At 69.2% G+C, this 10547-nt stretch carries 10 protein-coding genes; all 10 read left to right on the forward strand.

Going from position 1 to position 10547, the window contains the following annotated elements; genetic code table 11:
• The first annotated feature begins 29 nt into the window (after positions 1-29).
• The gene (locus CLV30_RS24635) at positions 30-890 is read left to right on the forward strand and encodes a tRNA (adenine-N1)-methyltransferase (protein ID WP_106539904.1); all 861 of its coding nucleotides are present in this window, start codon (positions 30-32) and stop codon (positions 888-890) included.
• Positions 891-1008: 118 nt separating this feature from the next.
• Positions 1009-2694: a proteasome ATPase gene (gene arc, locus CLV30_RS24640; RefSeq protein ID WP_106539905.1), complete on the forward strand. Its 1686-nt coding sequence runs from the start codon at positions 1009-1011 to the stop codon at positions 2692-2694.
• A gap of 134 nt (positions 2695-2828) precedes the next feature.
• Positions 2829-3842: a Gfo/Idh/MocA family protein gene (locus tag CLV30_RS24645; protein WP_106539906.1), complete on the forward strand. Its 1014-nt coding sequence runs from the start codon at positions 2829-2831 to the stop codon at positions 3840-3842.
• A 171-nt stretch (positions 3843-4013) separates the two neighbouring features.
• Positions 4014-5525, forward strand: a complete 1512-nt coding sequence (gene dop / locus CLV30_RS24650) for a depupylase/deamidase Dop (RefSeq protein ID WP_106539907.1) — start codon at positions 4014-4016, stop codon at positions 5523-5525.
• Positions 5526-5667: 142 nt separating this feature from the next.
• Positions 5668-5889, forward strand: a complete 222-nt coding sequence (locus CLV30_RS24655; RefSeq protein ID WP_106539908.1) for a ubiquitin-like protein Pup — start codon at positions 5668-5670, stop codon at positions 5887-5889.
• Between the two features lie 15 nt (positions 5890-5904).
• Positions 5905-6738, forward strand: coding sequence for a proteasome subunit beta (gene prcB / locus CLV30_RS24660; protein ID WP_106539915.1), 834 nt, complete (start codon positions 5905-5907; stop codon positions 6736-6738).
• Between the two features lie 30 nt (positions 6739-6768).
• Positions 6769-7500, forward strand: a complete 732-nt coding sequence (prcA, locus tag CLV30_RS24665) for a proteasome subunit alpha (protein WP_106539909.1) — start codon at positions 6769-6771, stop codon at positions 7498-7500.
• 9 nt (positions 7501-7509) lie between these two features.
• Positions 7510-8871 (forward strand): Pup--protein ligase, encoded by a 1362-nt coding sequence (gene pafA, locus CLV30_RS24670; RefSeq protein ID WP_106539910.1) that lies wholly within the window; start codon positions 7510-7512, stop codon positions 8869-8871.
• Between the two features lie 112 nt (positions 8872-8983).
• The gene (locus tag CLV30_RS24675; protein ID WP_106539911.1) at positions 8984-10060 is read left to right on the forward strand and encodes an FKBP-type peptidyl-prolyl cis-trans isomerase; all 1077 of its coding nucleotides are present in this window, start codon (positions 8984-8986) and stop codon (positions 10058-10060) included.
• Positions 10060-10431 carry an FKBP-type peptidyl-prolyl cis-trans isomerase gene (locus CLV30_RS24680; RefSeq protein WP_106539912.1) on the forward strand — a complete coding sequence of 124 codons (372 nt, stop codon included), beginning with the start codon at positions 10060-10062 and terminating at the stop codon, positions 10429-10431. Before CLV30_RS24675 ends, CLV30_RS24680 begins: the two co-directional genes overlap by 1 nt.
• Positions 10432-10547: the final 116 nt, after the last annotated feature.

Consider the following 10547-nt stretch of genomic DNA (forward strand, 5'->3'; position numbering starts at 1 on the left):
GCCCGGGCGGCGTAGATAGCCTGCACGGCATGTCCACCACCGACTCGACTCACCGCACCGGACCGCTCGGCCCCGGCGACCAGGTCCAGCTGACCGATCCGAAGGGCCGCCATCACACCATCACGCTGGAGCACGGCAAACGGTTCCACACGCACAAGGGCTCCTTCGCGCACGACGAGCTCATCGGGCAGCCGGAGGGCACCGTCGTCACGTCGACCGGTGGGGCCACGTACCTGGTGCTGCGCCCGTTGCTGCCCGACTACGTGCTGGCGATGCCGCGCGGCGCGGCGGTGGTGTACCCGAAGGACTCCGCGCAGATCATCACCATGGCCGACATCTTCCCGGGTGCGCGGGTCGTCGAGGCGGGGGTGGGCTCCGGCGCGCTGACCATGTCGCTGCTGCGCGCGGTCGGCCCGGGCGGGTCGGTGCACTCCTACGAGCGCCGTGCCGACTTCGCCGAGGTGGCCGAGCGCAACGTGCACCGGTTCATCGGCGACGACCACCCGCAGTGGCGGCTCACCGTCGGCGACCTGGCCGAGGACCTGGCCGACGAGCCGGTCGACCGGGTCGTGCTGGACATGCTCGCGCCGTGGGAATGCGTGGACCGGGTCGCCGGTGTTCTGGTCCCGGGAGGTGTGTTGTGTTGCTATGTGGCGACGACGACACAGCTGTCCCGCGTGGTCGAGACGCTCCGGGAGAGTGAGATGTTCACCGAGCCCGCGTCGTGGGAGACGATGATGCGGACCTGGCACGTCGAGGGCCTCGCGGTACGGCCCGACCACCGCATGGTCGGGCACACCGGGTTCCTGGTGACGACGCGCCGGATGGCGCCGGGCGTGGCGCCGCCGCGGCGCAAACGCCGCCCCGCCCCCGGTGCGCAGGGTGATTAGTGTTGGCATGGCGGCAGTGAACACGACCTTGCGGTCAATGACCGATCACCTGCGTGGCGAACGGGCCCGACGACTGTAGGGTCTGGCTATAGACGACCCCCTTGCGAGGAGGTGCGACATGGCTTCGTACGACGATGGCTTCGAGCACGGGCGCAGGAGCTCCGGGCGAGAGCCGTCCGACATGGCCGGAGAGGTGGCCTTCCTCGAGGCCCGGCTGGCGTCGGTGAACGCCCAGAACGAACGGCTGGCGGCGACGCTGCGTGAGGCGCGCGACCAGATCGTGTCGTTGAAGGAGGAGATCGACCGGCTGGCGCAGCCGCCGTCCGGGTTCGGCACGTTCCTCCTGCGCCATGACGACGGCACGGTCGACGTGTTCACCGGTGGCCGGAAACTGCGCGTGGCGGTCAGCCCCGAGGTCGAGCTCGACGAGCTGAGACCGGGCCAGGAGGTCATGCTCAACGAAGCGCTCAACGTCGTGCGCGCCCTCGAGTTCGAACGCGTGGGCGAGGTCGTGATGATCAAGGAGCTGCTCGCCGACGGCGAGCGCGCCCTGGTCATCGGGCACACCGACGAGGAACGCGTGGTGCGCATCGCCTCGCCGCTGCAGGACGCCGGCATGCGCGTCGGCGACTCGGTGCTGCTCGAGCCGCGTTCGGGCTTCGTGTACGAGCGCATCCCGAAGTCCGAGGTCGAGGAGCTGATCCTCGAAGAGGTCCCGGACATCGACTACCTCGACATCGGCGGCCTCAGCCGGCAGATCGACCAGATCCGCGACGCCGTCGAGATGCCGTTCCTGCACGCCAACCTGTTCCACGAGCACCAACTGCGCCCGCCCAAGGGCGTGCTGCTGTACGGCCCGCCCGGATGCGGCAAGACACTCATCGCCAAGGCCGTGGCGAACTCGCTGGCGAAGCAGATCGCCGAGCGTAAGGGGCTGTCCGAGCACAGGTCCTACTTCCTGAACATCAAGGGCCCCGAGCTGCTGAACAAGTACGTCGGCGAGACCGAGCGCCACATCCGGCTGGTCTTCCAGCGCGCTCGCGAGAAGGCCGGCGAGGGCACACCGGTCATCGTGTTCTTCGACGAGATGGACTCGCTGTTCCGCACCCGCGGCTCCGGGGTGTCCTCGGACGTCGAGAACACCATCGTCCCGCAGCTGCTGTCCGAGATCGACGGCGTCGAGGGTCTCGAGAACGTCATCGTCATCGGCGCGTCGAACCGTGAGGACATGATCGACCCGGCCATCCTGCGGCCGGGCCGGCTGGACGTGAAGATCAAGATCGAGCGGCCCGACGCGGAGGCGGCCCGCGACATCTTCAGCAAGTACCTCACCTCGGAGCTGCCGCTGCACCCCGAGGACCTGGACGAGCACGACGGCGACGCCGACGCGACGATCGCCGCGATGATCCAGCGCTCGGTCGAGCGGATGTACGCCGAGAGCGAAGAGAACCGCTTCCTCGAGGTCACGTACGCCAACGGCGACAAGGACGTGCTCTACTTCCGCGACTTCAACTCCGGCGCGATGATCCAGAACATCGTCGACCGGGCGAAGAAGATGGCGATCAAGGACCTGCTGGAGTCCGGCAACCGCGGCATCCGGGTCCAGCACCTGCTGACCGCCTGCTTCGACGAGTTCAAGGAGAACGAGGACCTGCCCAACACCACCAACCCGGACGACTGGGCACGCATCTCCGGCAAGAAGGGCGAGCGGATCGTGTTCATCCGGACGCTCGTCTCCGGCAAGCAGGGCGACGAGGCCGGGCGCTCCATCGACACCGTCGCCAACACCGGCCAGTACCTGTAAGCCACCTCCACCGGCGCACTCGGGCGCCGCAACGGTCCCGCGACGCGGTCCGTTGCGGCGCCCGAGCCACGCCGGTGCGGCGCGGTTGGTCGGGTGGGGTGGCCCACGCCCGGCTGGCCGATAGAGTGCCGTGGATGAATTCCGAACGAACCATCGGGTGGGGTGTGGTCTCCACCGGAAACATTGCTCACAGCGTCACCGACGACCTCCGGCTGGTCGAGAACAGCGAACTGGCCGCCGTCAGCTCCCGCGAGCCGGCCCGCGCCGAGGCGTTCGCCCGCGAGTTCGGCGCCGAGAACGCCTACGACGACGTCGACAAGCTCATCGCCGACGACGCCGTCGACGTGGTCTACGTCGCCACGCCGCACGCGCAGCACGCACCCATCGTGACCAAGGCCGTCGAGGCCGGTAAGGCGGTGCTGTGCGAGAAGGCGTTCTCCACCTCGCTGAGCGAGACCGAGAAGCTGGTGGGACTCGCCCAGGAGAAGGGCGTGTTCTGCATGGAGGCCGTGTGGAGCCGGTTCAACCCGCTGATCGTCAAGGCGCGCGAGATGGTCGCCGAGGGTCTGATCGGCGACGTGCGCTCCATCAGTGCCGAGCTCGGCTTCGTCGCCCCGGACGAGCCGGAGCACCGGCTCTGGGACCCGGAGCTCGGCGGCGGGGCGCTGCTGGACGTGGGTATCTACCCGGTGGCGTTCGCGCAGATGCTCCTCGGCGCGCCCGCGAGCATGACGGTGGCGGGCTCGCTGACCGAGCGCGGCGTGGACGCCGAGGCCGGCATGATGCTGCGCTGGGACGGCGGTGCGCGCGCACACCTGGAGGCCTCGCTGGTCTCGCCGGTGCCCGGCGCGGCCGTGGTGCTCGGGACGAAGGGCCGTATCGAGATCCCGCCGCGCTTCCATGCGCCGGCGCTGCTGCGCTACGTGCACACCCCCAAGCGCGGCGTCGAGGAGCCCGAGCTGCACGAGGGCGCTCGCGAGGGACGCGGATACGTGCCGATGCTGCGCTCGGTGGCACAGGCCGTGCGCGAGGGCCGCACCGAGTGCGCGGAGATGCCGTTGTCCGACACCGTGGACGTCATGCGGATCCTGGACGAGGCGCTGCAGACGCTCGGGGTCCGTTACCCGGTGCCGGCGCCCATCGGCTGACCGGTGCCGACGACGTCCGCCCGCGATGGAGATCATGAGGCTTCTGCAGTGTTCCGGGGCCGTTGAAGTCTCATGATCTCCGGTTCCGGCAGCGGGAAACGGACGCGACGAGATGAGCTCGGGAGCGGACGGGACGAGAACTGTGTCGTGAGTTCCACGTAGGCTCGGTCCATGAGTGCCCGGCGCATCATGGGGATCGAGACCGAGTACGGCATCTCGGTGCCCAACAATCCCGCGGCCAACTCCATGTTGGCCTCGTCGCAGGTCGTCAACGCCTATGCCGCCCAGCGCGCCCGTGCCCGGCGTGCCCGGTGGGACTTCGAGGAGGAGAACCCGCTGCGCGACGCCCGCGGGTTCGAGCTCTCGCGAGGCGGCGCCGACCCCAGCCAGCTCACCGACGAGGAGATCGGGCTGGCCAACGTCATCCTCACCAACGGCGCCCGGCTGTACGTCGATCACGCCCACCCCGAGTACTCCTCGCCGGAGGTCACCTCGCCGCTGGACGCGGTGGTCTGGGACAAGGCCGGCGAGCGGGTCATGGCCGCGGCGGCGCGGTGGGCCGGCAGCATGCCGGGCGCGTCGCCGATACAGCTGTACAAGAACAACGTCGACAACAAGGGCGCGTCCTACGGCTGCCACGAGAACTACCTGATGGACCGCGCGACCCCGTTCGCCGACATCGTCCGCCACCTCATTCCGTTCTTCGTGTCGCGGCAGGTCATCTGCGGTGCCGGTCGCGTGGGCATCGGACAGGACGGCAGCGGCGACGGCTTCCAGATCTCGCAGCGTGCCGACTACCTCGAGGTCGAGGTCGGTCTCGAGACCACGCTGAAGCGGCCCATCATCAACACCCGCGACGAGCCGCACGCCGACCCCGAGCGCTACCGCCGTCTGCACGTCATCGTCGGCGACGCGAACCTGTCCGAGGTGTCGACGTACCTGAAGCTCGGCGCGACGTCCCTGGTCCTGGCGATGATCGAGGACGGCTTCCTGGGCGGCGACCTGTCGCTGTCGCGCCCGGTGGCGGCGATGCACGAGGTCTCGCACGACCCCACGCTGCGCCACCAGGTCGAGCTGGCCGACGGCCGGCGGATGACGGCCGTCGAGCTGCAGCGCGAGTTCGCCGAGCAGGCGCGCAAGTTCGTCGAGGACCGGTACGGCTCCGACGTCGACCCGGTGACCGCCGACGTGCTCGACCGGTGGGAGGCGACGCTGAGCGATCTCGCCGCCGACCCGATGGTGCTGGCCGACCGGCTCGACTGGGTGGCCAAGCTGGCGCTGCTGCAGTCCTACCGCGACCGCGACGGCATGGAATGGTCCCACCCCAAGCTGCACCTGGTCGACCTGCAGTACGCCGACCTGCGGCCCGAGCGCGGCCTGTACCAGTGGCTCGTCGGCAAGGGCCGGATGCAGCGCATCGTCACCGACGAGGCGATCGACGGCGCCGTGAACGAGCCGCCCGAGGACACGCGCGCGTATTTCCGCGGTCGCTGCCTGGACCGCTACGCCGACGCCATCGCCGCGGCGTCGTGGGACTCGGTGATCTTCGACCTGCCCGGGCGCGAGGCGTTGCAACGCGTCCCGACCCTCGACCCGACCCGCGGCACGAAGGCGCACGTCGGCGAGCTGCTCGACCGGTGTGACACCGCCGTCGACCTGGTCAGCGCGTTGACGTCGCGCTGAGCACGGCGCCGTGGCGCCGGCCCGGGTGCTTCGCCGAGCGCGTAAGCGGCGGGTCGAATCCGATCTCGTCGGCCCGGGACGTACATGATCGAGGTGCTCGGTGGATAGGGTCGTGTCTAGGCGACCAGGTCGGAGGTTGGCGATGGCGCAAGACAACACTGGCGGGCAGCAGCACAAGCAGCCCCGCAAGAACGAAGACGCCGAGACCGAAGAGGCCACGGCGGCCGAGTCGAGTGAAGAGCTCAAGGAGCGGCAGGACAAGATCGAGGACGACGTCGACACCATCCTCGACGAGATCGACGACGTGCTGGAAGAGAACGCCGAGGACTTCGTGCGGTCGTTCGTGCAGAAGGGCGGAGAGTAAGTGGACGTGACCCGCATGGGCAGCCTGCCGGCGGCGTTCCTGACACCGGGGACGTCGTCGTTCACCGAGTTCCTCCGGCAGTACTCGCCCGAGCTGCTGCCCGGTAACCGGGTGCACAGCGGCACCTCTGGCGACGACCTCGGCGCGCTGACACCGCACGGCACGACCATCGTCGCGGCGACGTTCCCGGGCGGCGTGGTCATGGCCGGAGACCGGCGCGCCACCATGGGCAACATCATCGCCCAGCGCGACATCGAGAAAGTCTTCCAGGCCGACGAGTACTCGGCGGTGGCCTACTCCGGCACGGCCGGCATGGGCGCGGAGGTCGTGCGGCTGTTCCAGCTCGAGCTCGAGCACTACGAGAAGATCGAGGGCTCGGTGCTGTCCCTCGAGGGCAAGGCGAACCGGCTGTCGCACATGATCCGCGGCAACCTCGGCATGGCCATGCAGGGCCTGGTGGTGGTGCCGCTGTTCGCCGGCTACGACCACGCCAGCGGCGGCGGGCGGATCTTCTCCTACGACCCCACCGGCGCCCGCTACGAGGAGCACGCCTTCTTCTCGGTCGGGTCCGGTTCGGTGTTCGCCCGCGGCGCGTTGAAGAAGCTGTTCCGTGACGACCTCACCGTCGACGAGGCCGTGTCGGTCACCATCCAGGCGCTGTACGACGCCGCGGACGACGACTCCGCCACCGGGGGCCCGGACATGCAGCGGCGCATCTACCCGGTCGTCGCCGTGGTGGACGAGAACGGCTTCCGCCGGCGGGACGAGCAGGTCGTGGCCGAGACCGTCGAGTCGATCGTCACCGCGCGCCAGGACCGTCCCGACGGGCCCAACGCCCCCCTTCGCTGACTCGCCCACCACTCATCGAGAGGACCATCGGTGTCGATGCAGTTCGGATACGTCTCGCCCGAACAGATCATGAAGGACCGGGCGGACTACGCCCGCAAGGGGATCTCCCGCGGCCGGTCCGTGGTTGTCATCCAGTACGCGGGCGGGATCCTGTTCGCTGCCGAGAGCCCGTCGCCGTCGCTGCACAAGATCAGCGAGATCTACGACCGCATCGCGTTCGCGGCGGTGGGCAAGTACAACGAGTTCGAGAACCTCCGCCAGGCCGGCGTGCGCCTGGCCGACCTGCGCGGATACTCCTTCGACCGGGTCGACGTGTCCGGGCGGGCGCTGGCCAACGTCTACGCGCAGACACTGGGAACGATCTTCACGCAGGAGCCGAAGCCGTACGAGGTCGAGCTGGTGGTGGCCGAGGTCGGCAAGACGGCCGACGAGGACCAGATCTACCGCATCACCTACGACGGGTCGGTGGCCGCCGAGAACGGGTACGCCGTCATGGGCGGCGCCGCCGAGCAGGTGGCGCGCTACGTCGGCGACAACGTCAGCCCCGGCGGGTCGCTCGAGGACACGTTGCGCCTGGCCGTCGACGCGCTGCGCCGCGGCGAGGACGGCAACGACCGGCACCTGCCGACGGCGTCGCTGGAGGTCGCGGTCCTCGACCGGGAGCGCCCGCGCCGCGCGTTCCGGCGCATCGTGTCGCCGACGCTGGATTCGTTGCTGGACCGAAGCGGTTCCGAGGCGGGCACAGACGATTCGGGCGACTAAGGTCGTGTCATGGATCGCCGCATCTTCGGGCTCGAGAACGAGTACGGCGTCACCTGCACGTTCCGCGGGCAGCGTCGGCTGTCCCCGGACGAGGTGGCGCGGTACCTGTTCCGCCGGGTCGTCACATGGGGCCGCAGCAGCAACGTCTTCCTGTCCAACGGCGCCCGGCTCTATCTGGACGTAGGCAGCCACCCGGAGTACGCGACGCCCGAGTGCGACAGCGTCGTCGACCTGGTGACGCACGACAAGGCCGGCGAGCGGGTCCTCGAGGGGCTGCTGGTCGACGCGGAGAAGCGGCTGGCCGAAGAGGGCATCGCCGGCGACGTCTACCTGTTCAAGAACAACACCGACTCCGCCGGGAACTCCTACGGCTGTCACGAGAACTACCTCGTGGGCCGGCACGGCGAGTTCTCCCGGCTCGCCGACGTGCTGATTCCGTTCCTGGTCACCCGCCAGATCGTGTGCGGGGCGGGAAAGGTGCTGCAGACGCCGCGCGGTGCCGTGTTCGCGGTCAGCCAGCGCGCCGAGCACATCTGGGAGGGCGTGTCCAGTGCGACCACGCGCAGCCGCCCGATTATCAACACCCGCGACGAGCCGCACGCCGACGCCGAGCGGTACCGGCGGCTGCACGTCATCGTCGGCGACTCGAACATGAACGAGTGCACCACCCTGCTGAAGGTCGGCGCCACCGACCTGGTGCTGCGCATGGTCGAGGCCGGGGTCGGGCTGCGCGACCTGACCCTGGAGAACCCGATCCGGGCCATCCGCGAGATCAGTCACGACATCACCGGGCGCCGCAAGGTGCGTCTGGCCGGGGGCCGCGAGGCGTCGGCGCTGGAGATCCAGGAGGAGTACTTCACGAAGGCGCGCGACTTCGTCGAGCGCCGCGACATCGGCACGCCGGTCGTGCGCAGGGTTCTGGACCTGTGGGAGCGCACCATCAAGGCGATCGACTCCGGCGACCTGTCGCTGGTCGAGACCGAGATCGACTGGGTCACCAAGTACCGGCTGATGGAGCGCTACCGCGCCCGGCACAACCTGAGCCTCACGCATCCCCGGGTCGCCCAGCTGGACCTGTCATACCACGACATCCACCGTGGCCGTGGCCTCTACTACGTGCTCGAGCGGCGCGGCGCGGTGTCCCGGGTCACCCGCGACGTCGAGGTCTTCGAGGCGAAGTCCGTGCCGCCGCGCACCACCCGGGCGAAGCTGCGCGGCGAGTTCATCAAGCGTGCGCAGGAACGCCGGCGCGACTTCACCGTCGACTGGGTGCATCTCAAGCTCAACGATCAGGCGCAGCGGACGGTATTGTGTAAGGATCCGTTCCGATCCGTGGACGAACGGGTGGCGCGGCTGATCGACGGCATGTGACCATGCGACGCCGACGACGGTGGCGCGTTCAGGCAGTTCTCAGGTCACCGTTCTACGCTGACTGCTTGCGATTGTCAGACCTGCTCGCCAATTGACTAAAGGACTTGTTCAAGTGCGCACCAGACAGGCCATCGTGGCCCTGCTCGCGACGTCCGCGCTCGCCCTGACCGGGTGCGGGTCGGACGACGAATCGGGCTCCGGGTCCGACTCCACCGCTTCCGGCGGACCGGTCATCACCGAGGACATGGGCGTCGAGGTCAGCGGTGAGATGGGGGAGAAGCCGACCCTGACCATCCCGGACGAGGCTCCTCCCGAGGAGTTGCAGGTGCAGGTCCTGTCCGAGGGCGACGGGCCCGAGGTCTCCGGCAGCGACGTCGTCGTCGCCGACTACCTGGGCCAGACGTGGAAGCCGCGCGCGCCGCAGACCGCGCCGCCGCCCGGTTCCGGCGGGTCGACCCCGCCGCCGTCGGACGAGGGCGCCGCCGGCGGTGCCGGGTCGTCGTCGCAGCCGTCCGCCGGCGGTACCGAGCCGCCCGCCGACGCCGAGCCGTACGTCTTCGACAACTCCTACGACCGTGGCCAGGCCGCCGGGTTCTCGCTCGACGCGGTCATCCCCGGGTGGAAGGAAGGCCTCGCGGGGCAGAAGGTCGGCTCGCGGGTGCTGATGTCCATCCCGCCGGACAAGGGCTACGGCGCGCAGAAGGGGCACGACCTGCAGAACGACACGCTCGTGTTCGTCGTCGACATCATCGACTCGATCGACGGCACCTCGAGCGCGTCCGGCGAGCCGGTCGAGGACCTGCCGCAGGGCCTGCCCACCGTCGAGGACGGTGAGGAGGGCGCCGCGCCCACCATCAAGATGGACGGCGCCAAGCCTCCGCAGAAGTCCGACTCCACCCTGGTCATCAAGGGCGACGGCGACAAGCTCGGCAACAACATCGTCATCAACATGGTGCAGGCGGAGTATCCTGACGCCGCCAACACGATCAGCTCGTGGGACGAGAACCAGACGCCGGTCGTGCTGGCGCCGCAGCAGCTGCAGGGCATCCCGGGCCTGGCGCAGGCGCTGGAGGGACAGACGGTCGGCAGCCGCGTCGTCACCCGCATCTCGGCGAAGGACAACGCCGCGCAGGACGGTTCCAAGGGCACGCCGCTCGTTCTGGTCATCGACGTGATCGGCACGTTCTGATGCTCGAGCGTCCCGAGGTCGACTTCCCCGAGGGGCCGCTGCCGCAGGAGCTGGAGGTGACCGACCTCGTCGTCGGCGACGGCGACGAGGCGGTGCCCGGTTCGACGCTGCTGGTCCACTACGCCGGCGTCGACTTCGAGTCCGGCGAGGAGTTCGACGCGTCGTGGAACCGCGGCAAGCCGGTCGAGGTTCCGCTGCGCGGGTTGATCGAAGGCTGGCAGGTCGGCGTCCAGGGGATGCGGATCGGGGGCCGGCGCAAGCTGGTCATCCCGCCGCACCAGGCGTACGGTCCGGCCGGCAACGGCCACCGCCTGGCCGGCCGGACCCTCATCTTCGTGATCGACCTCCTCGCCGTGTCCCAGCAGGAATGATCACGTTCACCATGGAATTCCGGCTCTTGTGACGTTTCCGTGGGTGGGTGAGCGCGTCTGATAGAGCTGCACGCCGCTCTCGCTCTAGGTTTCTGTCTTGTCAGGGATCAGAAACT

This window comes from Haloactinopolyspora alba (genome assembly GCF_003014555.1).
Taxonomy (GTDB): Bacteria; Actinomycetota; Actinomycetes; order Jiangellales; family Jiangellaceae; genus Haloactinopolyspora; species Haloactinopolyspora alba.

Bases quoted from the DNA above. Each gene is read 5' to 3' on its own strand.
- CLV30_RS24635 (WP_106539904.1), top strand. From the start codon at position 30: ATGTCCACCACCGACTCGACTCACCGCACCGGACCGCTCGGCCCCGGC.
- arc (WP_106539905.1), top strand. From the start codon at position 1,009: ATGGCTTCGTACGACGATGGCTTCGAGCACGGGCGCAGGAGCTCCGGG.
- CLV30_RS24645 (WP_106539906.1), top strand. From the start codon at position 2,829: ATGAATTCCGAACGAACCATCGGGTGGGGTGTGGTCTCCACCGGAAAC.
- dop (WP_106539907.1), top strand. From the start codon at position 4,014: ATGAGTGCCCGGCGCATCATGGGGATCGAGACCGAGTACGGCATCTCG.
- CLV30_RS24655 (WP_106539908.1), top strand. From the start codon at position 5,668: ATGGCGCAAGACAACACTGGCGGGCAGCAGCACAAGCAGCCCCGCAAG.
- prcB (WP_106539915.1), top strand. From the start codon at position 5,905: ATGGGCAGCCTGCCGGCGGCGTTCCTGACACCGGGGACGTCGTCGTTC.
- pafA (WP_106539910.1), top strand. From the start codon at position 7,510: ATGGATCGCCGCATCTTCGGGCTCGAGAACGAGTACGGCGTCACCTGC.
- CLV30_RS24680 (WP_106539912.1), top strand. From the start codon at position 10,060: ATGCTCGAGCGTCCCGAGGTCGACTTCCCCGAGGGGCCGCTGCCGCAG.